Genomic DNA, 23,298 nt, shown 5'->3' with positions numbered 1-23,298 from the left:
ATTCTATAAATATAGTTTTTTCAGTGATTATTATAAAAAATTTAATTAGCCGGGTTTCACTAATTTGGTTTAACACCTTTAAAATTAGCACTTTTGTACGCAGGTGTCACCCAAACGGAGTATAAGACCGCAAATAACTGCGCAGACTTTACCTTAAAGGCGGGCGTGCTGGCAGACGGGCGTTGTGTCGTCTGATTTATTGCGGGGGGTGTATGGTAAATGAGAAAAAATCCTATATGATATTGGTTCTCATTATCAGCATTTGGAGCAGGGTTATGATACCGGCAATTGTCATGGCATGTGGGATCTGGGCGGTTGTGTGGATGCTGGGTAAACGTCTGACCAGTGGGTGGGGGGTATTGCTGCCTTGCGCGCTGATGCCGTTGCTGGCGCTGGCACATATGACGTTGGATCAGCTGCGCATTCTGGTCGTGGTCGCGATGCTGGTGACGCTGGGCATGCTGTTCCACCGGACGCTGCGCCATTATCTGCTGCTGCCCTCATTTATGGCGCTGGCAGGCGGACTGGCGGCAGTGACGTTGAATTTTAGTTTGTGATGAAAACAGGAATACGAAGATGAGAAACAGGAAAAACAGTAAAGCGAAGGGGATTTTTTACTTTCTGAAATCGAAGGAGTTAATACAGGAAGGCAAAACCGAAGAACAGAATCATGTGGTGCGAAGAGAGGGACTTGAACCCTCACGTCCGTAAGAACACTAACACCTGAAGCTAGCGCGTCTACCAATTCCGCCACCTTCGCACAGATGAATTCTGCTGACTGCTGATTTATATCACCGGAGTGGTGCGAAGGGAGGGACTCGAACCCTCACATCCGAAGGACACTAACACCTGAAGCTAGCGCGTCTACCAATTCCGCCACCATCGCGTACCGTGCCGTGCAATATAAATCTTGTGATTGTTTTGGTGCGAAGGGAGGGACTCGAACCCTCACATCCAAAGGACACTAACACCTGAAGCTAGCGCGTCTACCAATTCCGCCACCATCGCGAACCAATTGATTACTGTGTTGATGCATTCATCGGAATGTCATCAGCAAGTAACACAACCACGGGGGCGAATTCTAGAGATTTTCCCACAGGCGTCAACTGTTATTTCCCCCATTTCGGATGGTTGATGTAAAAAACAACATATTCAAGGTGAATGGGTCAATCTGTCAGAACGAAGCCAGGTTAATTGATGGTTTAATCAGCAATTTTTCTATTAATGACCGACGACGCCACTCACGCAACCGGCTGTGAAAAGAGCGTAATCAGCCAGTCGAGAAACACGCGAATACGTGGCGCGAGAAAGCGTCCCGGCGGATACATGATGTAAAGTGGCATCGGCGGCGGCGTTAAGGCTGACAGGACTTCCACCAGTTCTCCCCGTTCCAGTTCCTGCGCAATCGCCAGTCTTGAAACCTGAACCAGACCAAAACCGGCTTTTGCCGCTGCAACGTACGCATCTGCGCCGCTGACGGTCAGCGTACGGCGTAACTGAATTTTTTCGACCGTGCCATCAGTGACAAATTCCAGATGCGATTCCGGCTGCTGATGTGCGAAAAAGTAGCCAATGGCCTGATGCGTGGCGAGATCTGCACGCGTTTGCGGGGTGCCAAATTTCGCGAAATACGCCGGAGACGCGCAGGTGATTTGTTCGAGATTGGCCAGATGCCGCGATTGCAGATTTTCATCTTCAGACGGCCACGCACGAATCACGCAATCCACGCCCTGATCGAGCAGATTGACGGAGTTGTCATTGGCGCTGACGCTCAGGGTGATATGTGGGTAGTGTTCATAAAATGCCTGCAACGCCGGAATCACCATCACGCGCGCCAGCGAATGTGGCATGTCGATTCTGACCGTTCCGGCAGGCTGGTTTTTATGATGCGCAAACAGGGTATCGGCTTCTTCAAGCGCTGACAGTAATTGCAGGCAGCGCTGGTAATAAATCTTGCCTTCATCGGTGATTTTAACCTGACGCGTTGTGCGCAAAAACAGCCGGACGCCCAGCCGCTGTTCAAGCCGTTTCAGCGTCGTGCTGACCGTTGCGCGCGGTAAATCAAGGTCTTCCGCCGCGCGGCTAAAACTCTCCAGCTCGGCGATACGGATGAAAATTTTCATTGCCTGTATCTGATCCATTTTTCTTCTCCGCAGGCGCTCAGGATTGTTTGCGATTGATGAACAGTGTTGCACGTTTTGGATGATTTATCTTATCCGCAATAACAACCACACTTCTTCCTGTTACTTACTCTTCATGTCACGAGGGAATCTCAATGAAACAACGTCAGCTTGGAAAAATGGGTCCGATGGTGTCCGCGCTCGGTTTGGGTTGCATGGGCATGAGCGATTTCTACACCACCGGTCAGGATGAAAAAGAGTCGATGGCGACGCTGGAACGTGCGCTGGAACTGGGCGTTACGATGTTTGATACCGCCGACGTGTACGGCCCGCATACCAATGAGGAACTGCTGGGGCGTTTTCTGAAAGGGCGTCGCGATAAAGTTTTCCTGGCCACCAAATTCGGCATAGTGCGTGACCTCGCGAACCCGCACGCACGCGCCACCAACGGACATCCGGATTATGTCCGTCAATCCGTTGAAGGCAGCCTGAAGCGTCTGGGGACGGATGTTATCGATCTCTATTATCAGCACCGCCCTGATCCTTCCGTACCCGTTGAGGAAACCATGGGCGCGCTGGCGGATCTGGTTCAGGAAGGGAAGATTCGTTACATCGGGCTGAGCGAAGTGTCTGTCAGCCTGCTGGAGCGTGCGCACAAAGTGCATCCGGTTACCGCGCTGCAAACGGAATATTCGCTGTGGTCGCGGGATGTAGAAGCGGAGATTTTGCCGGCGTGCGAACGCCTTGGCATTGGTTTTGTGCCCTACAGCCCGCTGGGACGCGGTTTTCTGACCGGACAAATCCGTTCAATGGACGATCTTGAGCCCGACGATTACCGTCGCTTCAGCCCGCGTTTCGAAGGTGAAAACTTTGCGAAGAATCTGCAGCTGGCGGAAAAAATCGGTGAACTGGCGCAGGAAAAAGGGGTGAAACCGTCGCAGCTGGCGCTGGCGTGGGTGTTATCGCGTAGCGATAATCTGGTGCCAATCCCTGGCACCAAACGTCGTCATTATCTTGAGGAAAACATCGCCGCGCTTGATGTCTCCCTGAGTGAAGCCGAAATCGCGGCGATCGAAGCAGTGTTTCCTTTCCACGTTGCGGCGGGTGACCGTTACAACGCAGAAATGATGCGCATCCTCAGCGAGCAGTAAAACGACGGATTAACGCTTTTTCTTTGGATCCCGCGGCGGACGGCCACGTACTGCTTTGTACACTTTGAAACGGCCATTTTGTGCCAGCACTTCATGGCTGCCAAACGTGTCATCCAGCAGCGCGGCGTAAGGCAGGAAGGCGTTAGCCACAATGCGCAGTTCGCCGCCGATATTCAGATGGCTGACCGCGCCACGGATCAACTGCTCAGCCGCCGTCAGGCTGGTTTGCAGACCTTCGTGGAATGGCGGGTTGGAGATGATCATGTCAAAACGACCGGCAATGTCGGAATAGACGTTGCTGGCGATCACTTCGCCCGGTAAATCATTGGCGGCCAGTGTGGCGCGGCTGGCTTCGATAGCGGCTGCGCTCACATCGCTCAGCGTGATTTTCATCTTCGGCGAGTATGTCGCCAACACTGATGCCAGAACGCCGGAACCACAGGCCACATCCAGCACTTTACCTTTAACAGGTTCTTCGAAGCTGTTGATCAGCAACAGACTTCCGCTGTCCAGACCTTCACGGCTGAATACGCCCGGCAGGGTTTTGATGGTCACTTCTTCGACCATGTACTCATCCCACCAGCCATTTGCATCAAATTCAGGCTGTTTTTCCAGACGCCCGTGGTACAGGCCGCAACGGCGCGCGCTGTCGACTTTACTCAGTTCGCACAAGCCTTCCAGCGTGGTTTCCGCGCTGCGAACGCCACTGCGGTTTTCACCGATGACAAACACGTCGATACCGACCGGCAGCTGTGACAGCAGGTTGAAAAGCTGGAATTTGGCTTCCAGCTTGCTCTTCGGCCAGTAATACACCAGCACATCGCAAGGCGCGATCAGGTCTGCGTCGGCCAGTAAGCCGAACTGCACGTTGTCGCCCAGCGTTTTGCTGAGCATCTGCCAGTGGTGATACATATTGGTGTGAACGCGGACTTCTTCGGCGTCGAGTTCAGCAGGCAGGTTATCTTGTAAGTCGCCGGCGAACAGGACGCGGCGGCCTTCAAATTCTTCGCTATGGCGCAGTATGACTTCGCTGGCCGGAGTTAATGCAGACATCAGGGTGTGGCTCCTCAGGAATGTAACGCGCGATTATAGAGGTTTATTGGCGCATGTTCGATGTGTTTGCTAGCATAGCCGGGCTTTTCGCTATTCAACGGGCAGGGATCAGGCATGGCATCCAGACGAGATACACTGTTACAACAACTGGGCATTACCCAGTGGACGCTGCGCCGGCCTGCGGTTTTGCAGGGTGAAGTCGCCGTCAGCCTGCCTGCGGAGACAAAATTATTGATTGTCGCCGATGTGCCGCCCGCTGAAGATGATCCGCTGGTGCGCGATGTGCTCCGCAGTCTGGCACTGGCTGAACCGCAGGTTTACCGCCTGACGCCGGAACAGGTAACCATGTTGCCGGAAGACACCCGCTGCAATATCTGGCGACTGGGTTTGAGCGAACCGCTTACGCTCGCCGGTACGCAGTTATCCAGCCCGGCTCTCGCCGGGCTTTATCAAGACGCCAGCGCAAAACGCGCACTCTGGCAGCAGATCTGTGAAAATGAACAACATTTCTATCCTGACGCCCGCTGATCTTCCCCGCGCACTTGAAATTGAACAGGCCAGCCATGCTTTTCCGTGGACGGAAAAAACGCTCGCCAGCAATCAGGGCGAACGCTATCTGAATCTCAAAATCATGCGCAACGACGTGATGGCCGGTTTTGCTATTACGCAAATCGTTCTTGATGAAGCCACGCTGTTCAATATTGCCATCGATCCGGCATTTCAGCGTCAGGGCTTAGGCCGGGCCTTGCTGGAAGACGTCATCCAACAGATTGAGAAAAAAGACGTTTTCACGCTCTGGCTGGAAGTCCGCGCCTCCAACGCAAAAGCCATCGCGTTATACGAAAGCCTGGGCTTTAACGAAGTCTCCATCCGCCGTAACTATTATCCCGCCGCACAAGGCCGCGAAGACGCGATTATGATGGCGCTGCCGCTGGGTTAGCACACAAAAAAACCATTGATTGCCCATCCCGTCTAAATCAGTGAAAATAGCCGGCTATAACTTTTATTACCGCTTTGCCTGACGTCACCTTCTGACGTGAAGTGAATCCCGATGCAGGGCGGACCAACCGCAGAAACGTGAAAAACATGTCTCCAAGTGAATACGCCCTTGAAGTGGCTAAGCGCCGCACATTTGCCATCATCTCTCACCCCGATGCCGGTAAAACCACCATCACTGAAAAAGTTCTGTTATTCGGACAGGCAATCCAGACCGCCGGTACGGTAAAAGGCCGTGGCTCCAGCCATCACGCCAAATCCGACTGGATGGAAATGGAAAAGCAACGTGGTATCTCCATCACCACGTCCGTGATGCAGTTCCCGTACAAACAGTGTCTGGTTAATCTGCTCGACACCCCGGGGCACGAAGACTTCTCCGAAGATACTTACCGTACCCTGACCGCCGTTGACTGCTGTCTGATGGTGATCGACGCCGCAAAAGGTGTCGAAGACCGTACCCGTAAGCTGATGGAAGTAACGCGTCTGCGTGATACACCGATTCTGACTTTCATGAACAAACTCGACCGTGACATCCGTGACCCGATGGAAGTGATGGACGAAGTGGAGCGTGAGCTGAAAATTGCCTGCTCTCCGATTACCTGGCCGATCGGCTGCGGTAAATTGTTCAAAGGGGTTTATCACCTCTATAAAGATGAAGTTTATCTGTATCAGACCGGTAAAGGGCACACCATTCAGGAAGTTCGCGTGGTCAAAGGTCTGGATAATCCTGAACTCGATGCCGCTGTCGGCGAAGATCTGGCTGCGCAACTGCGTGATGAACTGGAACTGGTGCAGGGCGCATCGCATGAATTCGACCACGAAGCGTTCCTGCAGGGCGAACTGACGCCGGTGTTCTTCGGTACCGCACTTGGCAACTTTGGTGTTGACCATATGCTCGACGGTCTGGTGGACTGGGCGCCTGCGCCGATGCCGCGTAAAACCGATCTGCGCGAAGTCAAAGCCGATGACGAGAAATTCACCGGTTTCGTGTTTAAAATTCAGGCCAACATGGATCCCAAACACCGTGACCGCGTGGCGTTCATGCGTGTGGTATCTGGTAAATATGAAAAAGGCATGAAGCTGCGTCAGGTGCGTACCGGCAAGGACGTGGTGATTTCTGATGCACTGACCTTTATGGCTGGCGACCGTTCGCACGTTGAAGAAGCTTATCCGGGCGACATTATCGGTCTGCATAACCATGGCACCATTCAGATTGGCGACACCTTTACTCAGGGTGAGAACATGAAGTTCACCGGCATTCCTAACTTTGCCCCTGAACTGTTCCGTCGTATCCGTCTGCGCGATCCACTGAAACAGAAACAGCTGCTGAAAGGGCTGGTGCAGCTTTCTGAAGAAGGCGCGGTGCAGGTCTTCCGCCCGATTTCTAACAACGATCTGATCGTCGGTGCGGTCGGTGTTCTGCAGTTTGAAGTGGTTGTGGCGCGTCTGAAAAGTGAATACAACGTCGAAGCAATCTATGAGTCGGTGAACGTTTCTACCGCCCGCTGGGTAGAATGCAACGATGTTAAGAAATTCGAAGAATTTAAACGCAAGAACGAAACCAATCTGGCGCTCGATGGTGGCGATAACTTAGCGTATATCGCCCCGACGATGGTGAACCTGAATCTGGCTTCTGAGCGTTATCCGGAAGTGAAATTCCGCAAAACCCGCGAACATTAATCTTCGTATCATCCGGTTTTGAAACAGAAAGACGGCAAGGTTGCCGTCTTTTTTTTCGCCATTTTTCTGTTAAAAGTGATTTGCCTCGCATTTTTCCCTGCTCGTTTTATCGCCTCTTTGCCTGAAAAATGGGCGCAAACTGCCTCAAACCCTAAGACTTGTCTGCATTAGGGGCCTTATTCGACGATCTTCCTACACATCTGATCATTCTTGACTATATTAAATGTGTGTTCAGGAAACGGTGGCTTAAAGCACTGCTTTAAAGTCACGCAACAGAGAGTTGTATCGTGAGGCGATAAAAAGCCAGAACAAAACAATGTACTCTGCTACAAGGAAAGTAAAAACAGCAGCAATACAATTTGTTATAAGGCGTCACCAAGAATGTGACGTGCAGAGCCGAAAGCAAGGCTTATAAACCGAAAGGAAGAAATCGATGAAAAACTCTAAATTTGCCTATTCAATGATGGCCGTAGTACTGGGTACCGCACTGATGAGCGGTAGCGCTTTGGCTGCAACGACTACAGATAGCGCAGGTGCAAAAATCGATAGCTCCATGAAGAAAGTTGATAACTACATGGGCGACAGCGCCATCACAGCGAAAGTAAAAAGTGCTCTGGTGGATGATAAAGCCATCAAAAGCAGCGACATTTCTGTCACTACCACTTCAGGCGTTGTCACGCTGAGCGGCTTTGTCGGCTCACAGGCTGAAGCGGAACAGGCTGTTGCAGCAGCGACCAAAGTGGAAGGTGTGAAATCTGTCAGCGACAAACTGCACACCAAAGACAGCAAAGATCAGAGCGTGAAAGGGTATGCCGGCGACAGCGCCACAACAGCGTCTGTCAAAGCTAAACTGCTGGCCGATGACATCGTCCCTTCACGTAACGTGAAAGTTGAAACCACTGACGGTGTGGTACAGCTCTCCGGTGCAGTGAAAGATCAGGCACAGTCTGACCGTGCAGAAAGCGTTGCGAAAACTGTTGATGGCGTGAAAAGCGTCAAAAATGACCTGAAAGTCGCACCGTAACGATCCTCTGTTATACCTGTTGTACAAGGTGCCCTCCGAAGGGCGGGCGCCTCATCTTTGAATAACGCATAACAATATTTGTGTTGCCCGTGCAATATTCGGGATGGACATGTTTTGCCTGATGTCAGAAAAAAGATTGTGACTGAATCTCTAACACTTTAATTTTTCGACTACCTTTATTAAGTAAGCTGTTTTTTGTATCCGGTATACAACCGGTTAATAAAGCGTCAGAAAGGCAACAGTGAGTCCGGCCCGAAGCGGGGCACCACCTTTTAAACTGGCAAAGTGAAAATAGGGTAAAGGAGAAGCTTATGTTTCGTTGGGGCATTATTTTTCTAATCATCGCGTTAATCGCGGCGGCTCTCGGTTTCGGTGGTTTGGCGGGTACAGCTGCCTGGGCTGCAAAAATCGTCTTCGTAGTCGGTATCATTCTGTTCCTGGTCAGCCTGTTTACCGGTCGTAAACGACTCTGACCGCATCATTGATTTGATGCCAATAAGCGTTAATGAATGACATCGCCCCCTTCAGTGAAGGGGGCGATTCTTTTATGTGTACAGTTTGCCCGTTAACAGTACGTAACGATTTTATCGGCCAATTTAGGCAAGTAATTCACGCAAAACGAGAAGTCGGGGTATGCTCAGAAAGGAGGCCGGTAAAAGGCCAATAGTGTAATGCCGATTTTGCGAGGATAGCGCGTTGGGATACAGAATACCTGTCACGCTGGGGAATATAGAACCGTTGGCGTATAAACCTTATATGCCGGGGAAAATTGCCCTGGTTTGTGAAGGAGGAGGACAGAGAGGCATTTTTACCGCAGGCGTTTTGGATGAATTCCAGCGGGCTCGTTTTAATCCTTTTGATCTCTATCTGGGCACATCAGCAGGCGCGCAAAACCTTTCCGCGTTTGTTTGTGGCCAGCCCGGTTACGCCCGCAGAGTCATCACCCGCTACACCACCAGCCCTGACTTTTTCAACCCTCTGCGCTTTGTGCGTGGCGGACACCTTATCGATCTCGACTGGCTGGTCGATGAAACGTCGAAAAACATGCCGCTGGCGATGGAAAGTGCAGAAAAACTGCTGATCGACGGCCGTGAGTTTCTGATGTGCGCCTGCCGTAGCGATGATTACACGGCCAACTATTTTGCGCCGACGCGTGAAAACTGGTTGCCGGTGATCAAAGCGTCCAGCGCGATCCCCGGTTTTTACCGCATGGGCGTGGATCTGGATGGTATCAGCTATCAGGATGGCGGGATCAGCGATGCGATCCCGGTTGAGGAAGCTTACCGCCGCGGCGCAGATACCATTGTGGTGATCCGCACCGTGCCGTCGGCGATGTTCTACACACCGCAGTGGATGAAACGGATGGAGCAGTGGCTGAGTGAAAGCAGTCTGCAACAGCTGGTGCGCATGATGCAGCATCACGAAGAAAGCTATCACCGCATTCAGCAATTCATTGAAAATCCGCCGGATGACGTGCGCATTTTCGAAATCTTCCCGCCAAAACCGCTGGCCAGCCACGCGCTGGGAAGCCGTCTTCCTGCGCTGAACCAGGATTATCATCTCGGCCGCCGTTGCGGACGTTATTTCCTTTCTGCTGCTGCGCACTGGCTGATGCCGCGCGAAAACGAACGGCCTTATCCACAGATTACTCCGCGCGTTAGCCGTCCAAAACGCATCGTGGTGCCGCAGGACGAGCCGGAGAATGTGATCCCGCTGGCCGCCGCCAGCAGCACAATCGAGCAGATTATTCTCGATCCCGCCGTGCTGACGGATATGGTCGCCGATGGCGGCGTAGTCCGTCCGGCGGCGATGAGCGACAATGCGCCGGCTGAGAGTCATTTTCCGGCCAGCGAAGGTGATAAGTTGTGAGTTTCACGTTCATCGATACGCATTGCCATTTCGATTTTCCGCCTTTTACCGGCGCAGAAGCGGACAGCCTGCGTCTCGCCGGTGAATCGGGTGTCCGCGAGATTATCGTGCCTGCCGTGATGGCAGATCGCTTTCGCGGCATTCTCGCGCTCGCCAAAAATCACCCGCAGATCCACGCCGCGCTCGGGCTGCATCCTTTATATATCGCGCAGCACAAGGATCAGGATGTCGAATTGCTGGAAGCGTTGCTCAGCCACCGTGATGCGCGGCTGGTGGCAGTAGGCGAAATCGGGCTGGATTTATACATGGAAGACCCGATGTTTGAGCAACAACAGCGGTTGCTTAAAGCTCAGTTTTCCCTGGCAAAAAAAGAGAATCTGCCGGTGATTTTGCATTCACGCCGCAGCCACGATCAGCTCGCCGCGATGTTACGGCAGGCGAAACTGCCCGCGACCGGCGTGGTACACGGTTTTGCCGGAAGCCTTTCTCAGGCGCAGGCGTTTATTAAACTCGGTTATGCGATAGGCGTCGGCGGAACGATTAGTTACGAACGTGCGCAGAAAACCCGTCAGGTGATGGCGCAGTTGCCACTCTCTTCTTTACTGCTCGAAACCGATGCGCCGGATATGCCGTTGCAGGGTTTTCAGGGACAACCTAACCGGCCGGAACGCGCCGCGGTGGTGTTTGATGTGTTATGCCAGTTGCGTACAGAATCTGCGCAGGAAATCGCCGATACGTTGCTCGCCAACACCCGCCGGGTCTTTCAGTTATCTGCACGGCAGTAATTCGTTATACTTTTTGTGATTTAAATAACATTTTTATTGCCCGGCATTTCTTGCTGTCAGCGCATTATTCGCTGTGGTGCGATTTATGTTCTCTTTAAAATGTTATTATTATAACATTAACCACAAGATCGCCGGTCGGCGTTCTCTGTATATCCGCCTGAACTTCGCTTGTCATGAATCGGGTATACACTCTTATCTGGTTTAGACGCTGAGCATAGCGCCGTTAAAGTGTGACTTGAGTCTCATTTTAATAAGCAACGTTGCAAACGGTTTTCATTTTGTGTGAAATACTGCACACAGGAACCTGATGTGACGTGTTCAAATAGTCACAACGAATTGGCATCAGCCAATCAAAGCGCGGTGAGAAGGATCTCAGTTGCCACGTAAGCCACAGGGTTTACGCACGCTATCTTCATGGAACCAAGTCCGCTCGCCAACGTGCAGAATTCTTTCCCCCGATGTTAACCGCCGGAATGAATTCATGACTGTATGCTCAGTTCTGGCCGGTCGCTGGAATTGAAAATTGTTGGAGAGTTATATGACCGATTTAACCGCCGCAGCGCAACGTGCGCTGAACCTGATGGATTTAACCACGCTGAACGAAGACGACACCGATGCAAAAGTGATCGCCCTTTGTCACCAGGCAAAAAGCCCGGCAGGTAACACCGCTGCTGTCTGTATTTATCCTCGTTTTATTCCTGTTGCCCGTAAAACCCTGAGCGAGCAAGGAACGCCGGACATCCGCATTGCGACCGTGACGAACTTCCCACACGGTAATGACGATCTCGACATTGCGCTGGCAGAAACCCGCGCAGCGATTGCTTACGGTGCCGACGAAGTTGACGTGGTATTCCCGTACCGCGCGCTGATCGCCGGAAACGAGCAAATCGGTTTTGAGATGGTTAAACAGTGCAAAGAAGCCTGTGCAGCCGCAAATGTTCTGCTGAAAGTGATCATCGAAACCGGTGAGCTGAAACAGGACGCGCTGATCCGCAAAGCCTCCGAAATTGCTATCAAAGCAGGCGCTGATTTCATCAAAACCTCAACCGGTAAAGTGCCTGAAAACGCAACATTGCACAGCGCTGAACTGATGATGAGCGTGATTGCTGAAATGGGCGTGGGCAAAACCGTCGGTTTCAAACCGGCCGGTGGCGTGAAAACCGCTGAAGATGCTGCGCAATATCTGGCACTGGCTGACCGCCTGCTGGGTCGCGAATGGGCTGATGCACGTCACTTCCGTTTCGGCGCTTCCAGCCTGCTGGCAAGCCTGCTGACCACTCTCGGTCACGCTGGCCAGAAAGCCACCAGCAGCTATTAATCACCGTTGTTATGCCGATGCCGTGGCGCTGTTTTGCAGCGTCCGGTATTGGCGTTCACATTTAGCGTTCAGCTCAGGCAGGGGGATACCTTGTTTCTCGCACAAGAAATTATTCGAAAAAAACGTGACGGCCAGCCTTTAAGCGACGAAGAAATTCGTTTCTTTGTGAACGGCATTCGCGACAGTCAGGTTTCAGAAGGTCAGATTGCCGCACTGGCAATGACCATCTATTTCAATGATATGACCATGAAAGAACGTGTTTCGCTGACCATGGCGATGCGCGATTCCGGCACCGTGCTGGACTGGAAAAGCCTCAACCTGAACGGCCCGGTTGTAGATAAACATTCCACCGGCGGCGTGGGTGACGTGACCTCCCTGATGCTGGGCCCGATGGTGGCAGCCTGTGGCGGTTATGTCCCGATGATTTCAGGCCGTGGCCTCGGTCATACCGGCGGTACGCTCGATAAACTCGAAGCGATCCCGGGCTTTGATATTTTCCCGGATGACAGCCGTTTTCGCAGCATCATCCAGGACGTTGGTGTGGCGATTATCGGCCAGACCAGCTCGCTGGCACCGGCGGACAAACGCTTCTACGCAACGCGTGATATCACCGCGACCGTGGATTCTATCCCGCTGATTACCGCATCGATCCTCGCCAAAAAACTGGCCGAAGGGCTGGACGCGCTGGTCATGGACGTCAAAGTGGGCTCCGGCGCGTTTATGCCGACCTACCAGCTTTCAGAAGATCTGGCACAGGCGATTGTGGATGTGGCAAATGGCGCGGGTTGCAAAACCACGGCGCTGCTGACCGACATGAATCAGGTGCTGGCATCAAGTGCCGGAAATGCGGTGGAAGTGCGCGAAGCCGTGCGCTTCCTGACCGGCGAATACCGCAATCCGCGTTTGCTGGAAGTCACCATGGCGCTGTGCGTTGAAATGCTGCTGTCCGGTGGACTGGCAAAAGATGACGCTGATGCCCGCAGCAAATTGCAGGCGGTGCTGGATAACGGCAAAGCGGCTGAAGTTTTTGGTCGCATGATTGCGGCGCAAAAAGGCCCGACCGATTTCATCGAAAATTACGACAACTATCTGCAACAGGCGACGCTGAGCAAACCGGTTTACGCCGAAACAAACGGCATTGTCAGTGCGATGGATACCCGCGCGCTGGGCATGGCGGTGGTGTCACTGGGTGGTGGTCGTCGTCGTGCCAGCGATGCTATCGATTACAGCGTCGGTCTGACCCACATGGCGCAACTTGGTCAGCAGGTGGATACCCGTCAGCCACTGGCGATGATCCACGCGAACAGTGAAGCGGCCTGGCAGCAGGCAGCGCAGGAAGTGCGCGCGGCCATTGTCCTGAGTGACAAAGCGCCGGAAAGCACGCCGGTGGTTTATCGCCGGATCAGCGGCAAAGCTTGATTTCAGGCTGAATCGCCCCCATTTAAGAGTGATCAGGTGCGCGGCAGTTCCGCGTGACCCAATGCGTAACCATTCGCAGGAGAGCAAAATGAAACGTACATTTATCATGGTGTTAGACTCATTCGGTATCGGTGCCAGTGAAGATGCCGAGCGCTTTGGCGATGCCGGTTCTGACACATTGGGCCATATCGCGGCTGCCTGCGCGCGTGGCGAAGCCGACAAAGGTCGCAAAGGGCCGCTGAATCTGCCGAACCTGACCCGTCTTGGGCTGGCGAAAGCCGCTGAAGAATCCACCGGAAAAATCCCGGAAGGCATGGACGGTAATTCTGAAATTACCGGCGCTTATGCTTATGCGAGCGAACTTTCCTCCGGTAAAGATACCCCGTCAGGCCACTGGGAAATCGCCGGTGTGCCTGTTCTTTTCGACTGGGGTTATTTCAGCGATACCACCAACAGTTTCCCGCAGGAACTGCTGGATAAGCTGGTGAAACGCGCCAATCTGCCGGGCTACCTCGGCAACTGCCACTCATCCGGCACCGTCGTGCTGGACGATTTAGGCGAAGAACACATGAAAACCGGCAAGCCGATTTTCTACACCTCTGCGGACTCCGTTTTCCAGATTGCCTGCCACGAAGAAACTTTCGGGCTGGATCGCCTGTATGAACTGTGCGAAATCGCCCGTGAAGAACTGACTGAAGGCGGTTACAACATTGGCCGTGTTATCGCGCGTCCGTTTATCGGCGACAAAGCCGGTCATTTCGAGCGTACCGGTAACCGTCATGATTTGGCGGTGGAGCCACCGGCACCGACCATCCTGAAAAAACTGGTTGATGAGAAAAACGGCCACGTAGTTTCCGTTGGTAAAATCGCGGATATCTATGCGCAGGTCGGTATTACAAAAAAAGTGAAAGCCACCGGGCTGGACGCGCTGTTTGACGCGACCATTAAAGAGATGAAAGAAGCGGGTGATAAGACAATCGTCTTCACCAACTTTGTTGATTTCGACTCTTCTTACGGCCACCGTCGTGATGTTCCGGGCTATGCCGCTGCGCTTGAGCTGTTCGACCGCCGTATGCCGGAACTGCTGGAGCTGGTGAAAGAAGATGACATTATTATCTTCACCGCTGACCACGGTTGCGACCCGACCTGGCGCGGCACAGACCATACCCGTGAGCACATTCCGGTGTTAATCTATGGTCCTAAAGTAAAACCGGGCTCGCTGGGCCACCGTGAAACCTTCGCGGACATCGGGCAGACGGTCGCGAAATACTTCGATCTGACGCCGATGGATTACGGTAAATCCATGCTGTAACGATTAGAATGCGCGGCCAGTAAAGCTTACTGGCCGCGTTTTTATTATGAACATGACACCTCGCAGAATTAAGGAATAAGAAGATGGCAACTCCACACATTAATGCTGAAATGGGCGACTTCGCTGACGTAGTGCTGATGCCGGGCGATCCGCTGCGCGCCAAGCACATCGCGGAAACTTTCCTTCAGGACGTTAAGCAGGTGAATGACGTGCGTGGGATGCTGGGCTTCACCGGCACCTACAAAGGCCGCAAAATCTCTGTTATGGGCCACGGCATGGGCATTCCTTCCTGCTCAATTTATGCCAAAGAGCTGATCACCGAATTCGGCGTCAAAAAAATCATCCGTGTGGGTTCCTGCGGCGCGGTACGTGAAGACATCAAACTGCGTGATATCGTGATTGGCATGGGTGCCTGCACCGATTCCAAAGTGAACCGCATGCGTTTTAAAGATCACGATTACGCGGCTATCGCCGATTACGACATGGTGCGTAACGCTGCTGATGCGGCAAAAGCTAAAGGCATTAATGCCCGCGTTGGTAACATCTTCTCCGCTGATCTGTTCTACACGCCAGACCCGCAAATGTTCGACGTGATGGAAAAATACGGCATTCTGGGTGTGGAAATGGAAGCCGCCGGTATCTACGGCGTGGCAGCTGAATTCGGCGCAAAAGCGCTGACTATCTGTACCGTTTCCGACCATATCCGTACGCACGAACAAACCACTGCCGCTGAACGTCAGACGACCTTCAACGACATGATCGAAATCGCGCTGGAATCCGTTCTGCTGGGCGACAAAGAATAAATTCTGCATACATTGCAGAAACTGAAACGGGCGCCGATGGGCGCCCGTTTTGCTATGCAATTTTCTATTCATCACTGAGCTGCTCATATCTGAACTTGTGGATTTACTGCGTCATGCAGCCTGACGGCAAAAGAGATTACTGAATGCCTGCACATCACCCAGCCCACGCTATCCAGGTGGAAGAATTAATATTGCCTGTTCAGCGGCTGGCCTGAATCACTTAGGCCGGCTGCGTTTCAGACTGCGGTAAGCGGCCTGAGCCGCTTCTTTAGTTTGTGCTTCGGTTGCGGGTTTTGCCTCGGCAACTTCGGCTTCCGGTTCAGGAATATTCAGCACCGGCGGCGGGCCGAATTCGTCCGTTTCCTCTTCCTGCTCGTCATCTTCTTTCACTGGTTTACTGGCGGTCAGCAGGAATGGCGATTGCTGCCAGCGCGAACGGCGTCCTTGCAACAGTGTCCGAGCCAGAATAATGCCCACACCCAGTGCGGCGAGCATCATCAGACGCAACAGATTGGTGGTGTTATCGACCTGCTTCGATTCCGTTGCCAGAACATGCGTATCGAGCGTGATGCGCAAAAATCCGCTCGGACCATTTTTATCTTCTATCGGCACCACAATCTGATGATTGAAGTAGCTGCCCGCGCGTTTGCCGTCCAGCGATAACCGGTCGCGAACCGGCACCTGCTCGCCCGCATGGGCCACCAGGGAGCCGTCGGATTCATAAACGCTGGCATCAAGAATGCGACTGCCATCGGTAAGCTGACTCAAAATAGTGGAAATTTGCGCGATATCAGCGCCATCATTGTCGCTGTCCATCAGTGGCGCGAGTGAAAATGCCACCTGCTTCGCGAGTGTCTGGGCGAGTTGCTCTACCTGAGTGGAACGTGCCAGTTGATGTCCCAGGCTGAAATAGGATGCGCCTTGCATCAGAATGACTAATAACGCCAGGCTTATCAGTACGATAGCAGCGCGGTGCAGGCGAAATTTAAGTTTGGCCTTGGCCATTCTGTTTCCTTGCGATTTTCGATGACTTTAATGTTGCCAGAAGAGGTGACGATAGGGTAGCTTGATGCCTCGTTTTACCCGGCGTTACCTCTGCCTTTTGACTCGTTTTACGAACCGTCGTTTATAACAAAACAATCTACCGGAGCCATCATGCCAAACAGTCTGACCTATTGCGATCTTCCTGCGGAGATCCACCAATGGCCGGGACTTCCCCTTTCACTGAGCGGTGATGAAGTCATGCCACTCGATTACCGGGCGGGACACACCGGATGGCTGCTCTATGGTAGAAAACTGGATAAAACGAGCATTACGCTTTTCCAGCGCCGCTTAGGCCGTGCTCTGGTGATTGTCAGTGCATGGGCAGTGGAAGGTTATCAGGTTGTTCGTCTGGCGGGTTCACTGACCTCCGACGCACATGTTCTGGCCGAATCTTTTGAATTCGATGTCGCCCAGTTGGGGAAAGTGCCTTACCTGCGAACGCCTGGCCTGCTGGTTATGGACATGGATTCTACCGCGATTGAGATTGAATGCATCGACGAAATTGCCAAACTGGCGGGCGTCGGTGTGCAGGTGGCCGAAGTCACCGAACGTGCGATGCGCGGCGAGCTGGATTTCTCCGCCAGCCTGCGTCAGCGCGTTGCGACGCTCAAAGATGCCGATGCCGGGATCCTTGAGCAGGTGCGTCAGACATTACCGCTGATGCCGGGCCTGACCGTGATGGTTCAGCGCTTGCAGGAAGCGGGCTGGCACGTGGCGATTGCGTCCGGGGGTTTCACGTATTACGCCGAATATCTGCGTGATCGGCTGAATCTGGTCGACGTGGCGGCGAATGAGCTGGAAGTCCGCGACGGTAAGCTGACCGGACGCGTGATCGGGCCAATTGTTGATGCCCAATACAAAGCCGATACGCTGCTAAAACTGGCGGAAAAACTGGGCATTTCTCAGGAGCAAACTATCGCAATCGGCGATGGCGCCAACGATCTCAAAATGATGGCCGTTGCGGGGATGGGCATCGCTTATCACGCGAAACCGAAAGTGTATGAACAGGCTGCCGTTTGCATCCGTCATGCCGATTTACTCGGTGTTTTATGCATCCTGAGCGGCAGTCAGTCTTAATAAAAATAAAGAGGTAAGTTGTGGCGAAAGCAGCAAAACGTGCATTTGTGTGTAATGAATGTGGCGCAGATTATCCGCGCTGGCAGGGGCAGTGCAGTGCGTGTCAGGCCTGGAACAGCATTACTGAAATCCGTTTAGCGGCTTCCCCGACTGTGGCGCGTAACGAGCGCCTGACCGGTTACGCGGGTGATGCTGGCGTAAGCCGTGTACAAAAACTCTCTGATATCAGCCTCGATGAACTTCCGCGTTTCAGCACCGGTTTCAAGGAATTTGACCGCGTGCTGGGCGGTGGCGTGGTGCCCGGCAGTGCGATTCTTATCGGCGGTAATCCGGGCGCGGGCAAAAGTACGCTGTTGCTGCAAATTTTGTGTCACCTCAGCGAAAACATGAAAACCCTGTACGTCACCGGCGAAGAATCACTGCAACAGGTGGCGATGCGCGCGCATCGTTTGGGTTTACCGACGTCGAACATGAACATGTTGTCGGAAACCAGCATTGAACAGATCTGTGAAATTGCCGACAAAGAACAGCCGAAACTGATGGTGATCGACTCCATTCAGGTGATGCACATGGCGGACATTCAGTCATCGCCGGGTACGGTCGCACAGGTGCGCGAAACCGCCGCCTATCTCACCCGTTTTGCGAAAACGCGCGGTGTGGCGATTGTGATGGTCGGCCACGTCACCAAAGACGGATCGCTCGCCGGGCCGAAAGTGCTCGAACACTGTATCGACTGTTCCGTTCTGCTCGACGGCGATGCCGACTCCCGTTTCCGTACCTTACGCAGCCATAAAAACCGCTTCGGTGCAGTGAATGAACTGGGCGTATTCGCCATGACCGAGCAGGGGCTGCGCGAAGTCAGTAATCCCTCGGCCATTTTCCTGAGCCGTGGCGATGAAATTACGTCGGGTAGTTCGGTGATGGTGCTGTGGGAAGGGACGCGGCCACTGCTGGTTGAAGTACAGGCGCTGGTTGATCACTCGATGATGGGAAATCCGCGTCGCGTGGCTGTCGGGCTTGAGCAAAACCGGCTGGCGATCCTGCTGGCGGTTCTGCACCGTCATGGCGGTTTGCAGATGGCGGATCAGGACGTGTTCGTTAACGTCGTGGGTGGCGTGAAAGTGACGGAAACCAGTGCGGATCTCGCGCTGCTGCTGTCGCTGGTTTCCAGCCTGCGCGACCGTCCTCTGCCGCAGGATTTAGTGGTGTTTGGTGAAGTGGGGCTGGCGGGGGAAATCCGCCCGGTGCCCAGCGGTCAGGAGCGTATCACCGAAGCGGCGAAGCACGGATTTAAACGCGCCATCGTGCCGCACGCCAATGTGCCGAAAAAAGTCCCTGCCGGAATGCAGGTGTTTGGTGTCAAAAAACTGGCAGATGCGCTGGCGATCCTCGACGATTTGTAACGGTTGTCTGGTGTCAATTAAGCCTGCCTTTATGCTATTTTGGGTTTAGCTATTTTGTTTAGTACAGCAAACCTGGGGACAAGGCATGTCACAGTTCGACTATCTAAAAACCGCGATAAAACAACAGGGACGCACGCTGCAACAGGTGGCCGAGGCCAGCGGGATGACCAAGGGTTATCTCAGCCAGTTGTTGAATGCAAAGATAAAAAGCCCCAGCGCCCAAAAGCTGGAGGCGTTGCATCGCTTCCTTGATCTTGAGTTTCCCCGCCGCGAAAAGAATATCGGCGTGGTGTTTGGTAAGTTTTATCCGCTGCACACCGGTCATATTTATCTGATTCAGCGCGCCTGTAGTCAGGTCGATGAACTCCATATCATCATGGGCTATGACGAGCCCCGTGATCGCGAGTTATTCGAAAACAGCTCGATGTCTCAGCAACCGACGGTCAGCGACCGTCTGCGCTGGTTATTGCAGACGTTCAAATACCAGAAAAACATCCGTATCCATGCTTTCAATGAAGAAGGGATGGAGCCGTATCCGCACGGCTGGGATGTCTGGGGACGCGGCATTAAAGAGTTTATGAGCCAGAAAGGCATTGAGCCGAATACCATTTATTCCAGCGAAGAAGGCGACGCGCCGCAGTACCGCGAACATCTCGGGATTGAAACGGTGCTGATTGACCCGAAACGCTCCTTTATGAATATCAGTGGCCGCCAGATACGTCAGGATCCTTTCCGCTACTGGGATTATATTCCGACGGAAGTGAAGCCGTTCTTCGTGCGCACCGTGGCGATTCTGGGCGGCGAATCCAGCGGGAAATCGACGCTGGTCAATAAATTAGCCAACATTTTCAACACCACCAGCGCCTGGGAATATGGGCGTGATTACGTCTTCTCGCACCTCGGTGGCGATGAAATGGCGCTGCAATATTCCGACTACGATAAAATCGCACTCGGTCAGGCGCAGTACATTGATTTTGCGGTTAAATATGCCAATAAAGTGGCGTTTATTGATACCGATTTTCTGACGACGCAGGCGTTTTGTAAAAAGTACGAAGGCCGAGAGCATCCGTTTGTTCAGGCTCTGATGGACGAATACAAATTCGATCTGGTGATCTTGCTTGAAAATAACACGCCGTGGGTGGCGGATGGCCTGCGCAGTCTGGGAAGTACAACCGACCGCATGTCATTCCAGAATCTGCTTATCGATATGCTGAAACAGAACAATGTGGATTACGTTCACGTTGAATCTTCAGATTACGATCAGCGTTTTCTCGAGTGCGTGGATTTGGTGAAAAACATGCTCGCTGCCGATACCAGCCGGTTGAACGATCCCAACGTGAACTGACCAGTTTTCCCGAAAAACTCAGGCGCCTGTTTTACGCAACAGGCGCTTTTTTATGCCTGTTATTTTTACCCTTCAATGGTCAGATCCTTATTAAGTATTCGCTGAGTGAATGGTTGTTAGTTTTGTATTCTGTATAATTATTAATGAATTCATCTGATTGCATCCGTTTTGATTTTTAATTAATTCAGCTTGTAACAGCCTGAATTAAAAAGCATCGAGGTATCAATGCGTTGATGCCTTCCGTGTTAGCCGGATTTTTATTGCGCATTTTATGCGTAAATCTCATTTGCGAAATAAAAATAGAGTGGCGTCCGTTGAGTTTTATTTGTCAGATTATACTCATTCATTGTGCCTCTCATTCCGGCTGAGGCTTTTTAAGGTGATCCGAATGAATTTGTCATTCAAGCCCTGGGGTATCGCAGTCGTATGCAGCGCAGGGGCTTTTGCTCTTGCCAGCGTGATGTTCATGCAAGGCTGGTTTCCGGTGCGCAGTCAGGCCGAAACCACCGTTCAGACCGCACTACCCGCGCCCGTTGCGGCACCTGTTGTTGCCGTTCCTCCGCCTGCCACTCCCGTTACACCTCCAGCTTTTACACAAGCTCAGCTTGATCAGTGGGTTGCGCCCGTAGCGCTTTATCCTGACAGTCTGCTTTCTCAGGTTCTGATGGCATCCACGTATCCGACCAACGTCATTCAGGCTGTGCAATGGTCGCGTGACCATCCGCAAAGTCAGGGTGATCCCGCCGTCAAAGCTGTGGCGAATGAACCCTGGGATCCGAGCGTGAAATCTCTGGTAGCGTTTCCGCAATTACTGGCGCTGATGGGCGAAGATCCTGCATGGGTACAAAATCTGGGATACGCGTTTCTGGCGCAACCCGGTGACGTGATGGACACCGTACAGAAATTCCGTCAGGTCGCGCAAAAGAGCGGAGCCCTGAAAAGTACGCCGCAGCAGAAAGTCACGGTAAAACCGGCGGCGCAAAGCAGCACAACCGTGGTCAATGCTCAGCCCGCGCAGCAGACCATTATTATTGAATCCGCCGATCCGCAGGTGGTTTACGTGCCGAGCTATAACCCGAATGTCGTTTATGGCGCATGGCCGACACCGGCTTACCCGCCGGTTTATCTGCCACCGCCTCCGGGTCAGCAGTTTGTGAACGGCGTGGCGTCAGGCATCGGTTTTGGCGTTGGCGTCGCGGCAACCTACGCGATTTTCGGCAATATCGACTGGGATGATGATCATCATCACGACGATTACGACCACCATGACGATCATCACGATGACGGCCATCACGGCGGTTCGTCCAACAATTACGTCAACGTAAACGTCAATAATTACAACCGCATATCAGGTAATAACAACACGGTTAACCATTCAGGTTCAGCAGCGACACAGGGCTGGCAGCATAATCCAGCTTTCAACGCGGGTGTCCCGAATAACCGGGCGAACCTGAACGGAGCGACGCAAAATCAGGCACTGAATAATGTAGCGCAGCGTAATAATTATCGGGGTTTTGACGGCAACCCGGGCGTACAAAATAACCTGAGCGGGCAGACGAGGGATCAGCGACGTCAGCAGGCCGCTTCGGTGATGAATCGCCATGAGGGCAATTTGTCGGGTGCGACGCATTCCGCGACGGGTGCCGCTTCGGCCAGCCGCGGCGCTGCGAATCTGAATAATCATCAGGCGTCCGGTCATCCGTTACCGCAGCAGCATCAGGCGTTAAACCGTCAGCAAAACGGCAACCAGAACGCCCTGCGAGGCGGAAATCAGCAACAAAGGCAGAACTTCCATCAGGCCAGTAATATGCCGCGCAGCACGGCATTCAGCGGAAATTCGAGCCGTGCGCCGTCATGGCAACAGCAGCAGGCGCGCGGTAATCAGAGCCGCCAGCAGATGCAAAACTTCCAGCACGCACGCCCGGCGAATGCGGAACCGGTTCATATTCACCGCCGCTAGGCTTACGAGGAAAAGTCATGAAGACATTACGTAACATTGTGATTTGCACCAGCCTGTTTGCCCTGCCTCTGACGGGGTTTGCGCAGCAGGCATTTTCCCGCCCGGAACAGGCAGCTCAGGCGCTGGTGAAAGCGACGCAGGCACATGACGATATGGCGCTGGGGAAAATTCTCGGCAGCGACTGGCAGGTTTATCTGCCGAAAAAAGAGGTCGACCCTGATGAAGTGGCGCGCTTTCTGCGTGACTGGAATGTCAGCCACAAAATTGTTGAGCAAGGTGATATTGCGCATCTGAACGTCGGGGAAGAAAACTGGCAACTGCCGATCCCGATGAAACGCACGGCGCAGGGCTGGGAGTTCGATATGGTGGCGGGCGCGGCAGAAATTGAAACCCGCACCATTGGTCGTAACGAGCTGTCGGCCATGCAGGCGGTTTCGGCTTACGCCGACGCACAACATGAATATCAGCTGGGCGCCGGGCAGTTTGCTCAGAAGATTATCAGCACTGACGGGCAGCACGACGGGTTGTACTGGCCGGTCAAAGAAGGCGACGCTCCAAGCCCGCTTGGGCCTGCTTTCGGTCAGGATCAGCCACGCACCGATTATCACGGCTACTATTACCGCATTCTCACCGCGCAGGGCGGGAACGCCAGCGGCGGGGCACACAGTTACATCGAAAACGGAAAAATGACCCGGGGTTTTGCGCTCATCGCGTGGCCGGTGGTTTACGGCCATACCGGTATCACCAGTTTTATGATTAATCAGCAAGGCGATGTGTATCAGCAGGATTTAGGTGCAAACACTGATGCTGTGGCGCGGGCGTTGACGACGTTTGATCCGGACGCCAGATGGCAGAAGGTTGATGACGGCGAATAGCCGCAATGCAGGATAAAAAGAACCCCGCCATGAAAATCGCGGGGTTTTGCTTTTGCAGAAAAGG

21 protein-coding genes and 3 tRNA genes are annotated in these 23,298 nt (G+C 53.1%); 18 read left to right on the top strand and 6 right to left on the bottom strand.

The genetic code is table 11. The features are described from left to right. The first annotated feature begins 275 nt into the window (after positions 1 to 275). Positions 276 to 557, top strand: a complete 282-nt coding sequence (locus J1782_RS21495) for a DUF1435 domain-containing protein (RefSeq protein WP_152325216.1) — start codon at positions 276 to 278, stop codon at positions 555 to 557. A 116-nt stretch (positions 558 to 673) separates the two neighbouring features. Here J1782_RS21495 and J1782_RS21490 read toward each other — a convergent pair. The 4 genes from J1782_RS21490 to J1782_RS21475 form a co-directional block, all read right to left on the bottom strand. Next, positions 674 to 760 (bottom strand) — tRNA-Leu (locus tag J1782_RS21490). A 40-nt stretch (positions 761 to 800) separates the two neighbouring features. After that, positions 801 to 886, bottom strand: a tRNA-Leu gene (locus J1782_RS21485). Positions 887 to 922: 36 nt separating this feature from the next. Next, a tRNA-Leu gene (locus tag J1782_RS21480) sits at positions 923 to 1,008 on the bottom strand. 233 nt (positions 1,009 to 1,241) lie between these two features. Then, positions 1,242 to 2,141: a LysR family transcriptional regulator gene (locus J1782_RS21475; RefSeq protein ID WP_208950040.1), complete on the bottom strand. Its 900-nt coding sequence runs from the start codon at positions 2,139 to 2,141 to the stop codon at positions 1,242 to 1,244. 134 nt (positions 2,142 to 2,275) lie between these two features. Here J1782_RS21475 and J1782_RS21470 point away from each other — a divergent pair, with 134 nt between their 5' ends. Beyond that, complete coding sequence (locus J1782_RS21470; RefSeq protein ID WP_208950039.1) at positions 2,276 to 3,271, top strand: aldo/keto reductase; 996 nt, start codon at positions 2,276 to 2,278, stop codon at positions 3,269 to 3,271. 9 nt (positions 3,272 to 3,280) lie between these two features. Here J1782_RS21470 and rsmC read toward each other — a convergent pair whose 3' ends face one another. Further along, on the bottom strand, positions 3,281 to 4,324 hold the full coding sequence (gene rsmC / locus J1782_RS21465; RefSeq protein WP_152325213.1) for a 16S rRNA (guanine(1207)-N(2))-methyltransferase RsmC: 1,044 nt from the start codon (positions 4,322 to 4,324) through the stop codon (positions 3,281 to 3,283). Positions 4,325 to 4,438: 114 nt separating this feature from the next. Between rsmC and J1782_RS21460 the strand changes: the two genes are divergently transcribed. The 11 genes from J1782_RS21460 to deoD all read left to right on the top strand — a co-directional run bounded on the left by J1782_RS21460 (position 4,439) and on the right by deoD (position 15,530). Continuing rightward, complete coding sequence (locus tag J1782_RS21460) at positions 4,439 to 4,852, top strand: DNA polymerase III subunit psi (protein ID WP_152325212.1); 414 nt, start codon at positions 4,439 to 4,441, stop codon at positions 4,850 to 4,852. Further along, a complete protein-coding gene (gene rimI / locus J1782_RS21455; RefSeq protein WP_152325211.1) occupies positions 4,821 to 5,264 on the top strand; it encodes a ribosomal protein S18-alanine N-acetyltransferase in 444 nt (147 codons plus the stop codon). The genes J1782_RS21460 and rimI overlap by 32 nt, the downstream gene beginning before the upstream one ends. 146 nt (positions 5,265 to 5,410) lie before the next feature. Continuing rightward, positions 5,411 to 7,000, top strand: a complete 1,590-nt coding sequence (prfC, locus tag J1782_RS21450; RefSeq protein WP_152325210.1) for a peptide chain release factor 3 — start codon at positions 5,411 to 5,413, stop codon at positions 6,998 to 7,000. 433 nt (positions 7,001 to 7,433) lie between these two features. Then, positions 7,434 to 8,024, top strand: coding sequence for a molecular chaperone OsmY (gene osmY, locus J1782_RS21445; protein ID WP_152325209.1), 591 nt, complete (start codon positions 7,434 to 7,436; stop codon positions 8,022 to 8,024). A gap of 311 nt (positions 8,025 to 8,335) precedes the next feature. Beyond that, a complete protein-coding gene (locus J1782_RS21440) occupies positions 8,336 to 8,497 on the top strand; it encodes a DUF1328 domain-containing protein (RefSeq protein ID WP_013577105.1) in 162 nt (53 codons plus the stop codon). A 283-nt stretch (positions 8,498 to 8,780) separates the two neighbouring features. Continuing rightward, complete coding sequence (locus J1782_RS21435) at positions 8,781 to 9,893, top strand: patatin family protein (RefSeq protein ID WP_235937376.1); 1,113 nt, start codon at positions 8,781 to 8,783, stop codon at positions 9,891 to 9,893. Continuing rightward, entirely contained in the window at positions 9,890 to 10,678 is a 789-nt protein-coding gene (locus tag J1782_RS21430) for a TatD family hydrolase (RefSeq protein WP_217153876.1), read from the top strand. Before J1782_RS21435 ends, J1782_RS21430 begins: the two co-directional genes overlap by 4 nt. A gap of 538 nt (positions 10,679 to 11,216) precedes the next feature. Further along, positions 11,217 to 11,996: a deoxyribose-phosphate aldolase gene (deoC, locus tag J1782_RS21425; protein ID WP_217153875.1), complete on the top strand. Its 780-nt coding sequence runs from the start codon at positions 11,217 to 11,219 to the stop codon at positions 11,994 to 11,996. Positions 11,997 to 12,086: 90 nt separating this feature from the next. Then, positions 12,087 to 13,415, top strand: a complete 1,329-nt coding sequence (gene deoA / locus J1782_RS21420) for a thymidine phosphorylase (RefSeq protein WP_152325205.1) — start codon at positions 12,087 to 12,089, stop codon at positions 13,413 to 13,415. Positions 13,416 to 13,503: 88 nt separating this feature from the next. Beyond that, entirely contained in the window at positions 13,504 to 14,727 is a 1,224-nt protein-coding gene (gene deoB / locus J1782_RS21415; protein ID WP_152325204.1) for a phosphopentomutase, read from the top strand. 83 nt (positions 14,728 to 14,810) lie between these two features. Continuing rightward, entirely contained in the window at positions 14,811 to 15,530 is a 720-nt protein-coding gene (gene deoD, locus J1782_RS21410; protein WP_101075083.1) for a purine-nucleoside phosphorylase, read from the top strand. A gap of 216 nt (positions 15,531 to 15,746) precedes the next feature. Here deoD and J1782_RS21405 read toward each other — a convergent pair whose 3' ends face one another. Beyond that, a complete protein-coding gene (locus tag J1782_RS21405) occupies positions 15,747 to 16,535 on the bottom strand; it encodes a YtjB family periplasmic protein (RefSeq protein WP_152325203.1) in 789 nt (262 codons plus the stop codon). Positions 16,536 to 16,685: 150 nt separating this feature from the next. On the opposite strand from J1782_RS21405, the gene serB reads away from it, so the two are divergent. The 5 genes from serB (at position 16,686) to J1782_RS21380 (ending at position 23,234) form a co-directional block, all read left to right on the top strand. Beyond that, positions 16,686 to 17,651, top strand: a complete 966-nt coding sequence (gene serB / locus J1782_RS21400) for a phosphoserine phosphatase (protein WP_217153874.1) — start codon at positions 16,686 to 16,688, stop codon at positions 17,649 to 17,651. Between the two features lie 20 nt (positions 17,652 to 17,671). After that, positions 17,672 to 19,054: a DNA repair protein RadA gene (radA, locus tag J1782_RS21395; RefSeq protein WP_152325201.1), complete on the top strand. Its 1,383-nt coding sequence runs from the start codon at positions 17,672 to 17,674 to the stop codon at positions 19,052 to 19,054. An 85-nt stretch (positions 19,055 to 19,139) separates the two neighbouring features. Beyond that, positions 19,140 to 20,399 carry a multifunctional transcriptional regulator/nicotinamide-nucleotide adenylyltransferase/ribosylnicotinamide kinase NadR gene (nadR, locus tag J1782_RS21390; RefSeq protein WP_152325200.1) on the top strand — a complete coding sequence of 420 codons (1,260 nt, stop codon included), beginning with the start codon at positions 19,140 to 19,142 and terminating at the stop codon, positions 20,397 to 20,399. Between the two features lie 388 nt (positions 20,400 to 20,787). After that, on the top strand, positions 20,788 to 22,359 hold the full coding sequence (locus J1782_RS21385; protein WP_217153873.1) for a DUF3300 domain-containing protein: 1,572 nt from the start codon (positions 20,788 to 20,790) through the stop codon (positions 22,357 to 22,359). A 17-nt stretch (positions 22,360 to 22,376) separates the two neighbouring features. Next, positions 22,377 to 23,234 carry a DUF2950 domain-containing protein gene (locus J1782_RS21380; RefSeq protein WP_217153872.1) on the top strand — a complete coding sequence of 286 codons (858 nt, stop codon included), beginning with the start codon at positions 22,377 to 22,379 and terminating at the stop codon, positions 23,232 to 23,234. The last annotated feature ends 64 nt before the right edge of the window (positions 23,235 to 23,298 follow it).

The sequence above is a fragment of the Rahnella sp. BCC 1045 genome (assembly GCF_019049615.1).
In the GTDB taxonomy this organism is placed as follows: domain Bacteria; phylum Pseudomonadota; class Gammaproteobacteria; order Enterobacterales; family Enterobacteriaceae; genus Rahnella; species Rahnella contaminans.
Note: the sequence above shows the minus strand (reverse complement) of the source record. Positions and strands in the feature narration are given on the sequence as shown.

What these genes read in the sequence shown, in the direction of transcription:
- J1782_RS21495 (WP_152325216.1), top strand. Translation starts at nt 276, where the DNA reads ATGATACCGGCAATTGTCATGGCATGTGGGATCTGGGCGGTTGTGTGG.
- J1782_RS21475 (WP_208950040.1), bottom strand. Translation starts at nt 2,141, where the DNA reads ATGGATCAGATACAGGCAATGAAAATTTTCATCCGTATCGCCGAGCTG.
- J1782_RS21470 (WP_208950039.1), top strand. Translation starts at nt 2,276, where the DNA reads ATGAAACAACGTCAGCTTGGAAAAATGGGTCCGATGGTGTCCGCGCTC.
- rsmC (WP_152325213.1), bottom strand. Translation starts at nt 4,324, where the DNA reads ATGTCTGCATTAACTCCGGCCAGCGAAGTCATACTGCGCCATAGCGAA.
- J1782_RS21460 (WP_152325212.1), top strand. Translation starts at nt 4,439, where the DNA reads ATGGCATCCAGACGAGATACACTGTTACAACAACTGGGCATTACCCAG.
- rimI (WP_152325211.1), top strand. Translation starts at nt 4,821, where the DNA reads ATGAACAACATTTCTATCCTGACGCCCGCTGATCTTCCCCGCGCACTT.
- prfC (WP_152325210.1), top strand. Translation starts at nt 5,411, where the DNA reads ATGTCTCCAAGTGAATACGCCCTTGAAGTGGCTAAGCGCCGCACATTT.
- osmY (WP_152325209.1), top strand. Translation starts at nt 7,434, where the DNA reads ATGAAAAACTCTAAATTTGCCTATTCAATGATGGCCGTAGTACTGGGT.
- J1782_RS21440 (WP_013577105.1), top strand. Translation starts at nt 8,336, where the DNA reads ATGTTTCGTTGGGGCATTATTTTTCTAATCATCGCGTTAATCGCGGCG.
- J1782_RS21435 (WP_235937376.1), top strand. Translation starts at nt 8,781, where the DNA reads ATGCCGGGGAAAATTGCCCTGGTTTGTGAAGGAGGAGGACAGAGAGGC.
- deoC (WP_217153875.1), top strand. Translation starts at nt 11,217, where the DNA reads ATGACCGATTTAACCGCCGCAGCGCAACGTGCGCTGAACCTGATGGAT.
- deoB (WP_152325204.1), top strand. Translation starts at nt 13,504, where the DNA reads ATGAAACGTACATTTATCATGGTGTTAGACTCATTCGGTATCGGTGCC.
- deoD (WP_101075083.1), top strand. Translation starts at nt 14,811, where the DNA reads ATGGCAACTCCACACATTAATGCTGAAATGGGCGACTTCGCTGACGTA.
- J1782_RS21405 (WP_152325203.1), bottom strand. Translation starts at nt 16,535, where the DNA reads ATGGCCAAGGCCAAACTTAAATTTCGCCTGCACCGCGCTGCTATCGTA.
- serB (WP_217153874.1), top strand. Translation starts at nt 16,686, where the DNA reads ATGCCAAACAGTCTGACCTATTGCGATCTTCCTGCGGAGATCCACCAA.
- nadR (WP_152325200.1), top strand. Translation starts at nt 19,140, where the DNA reads ATGTCACAGTTCGACTATCTAAAAACCGCGATAAAACAACAGGGACGC.
- J1782_RS21385 (WP_217153873.1), top strand. Translation starts at nt 20,788, where the DNA reads ATGAATTTGTCATTCAAGCCCTGGGGTATCGCAGTCGTATGCAGCGCA.
- J1782_RS21380 (WP_217153872.1), top strand. Translation starts at nt 22,377, where the DNA reads ATGAAGACATTACGTAACATTGTGATTTGCACCAGCCTGTTTGCCCTG.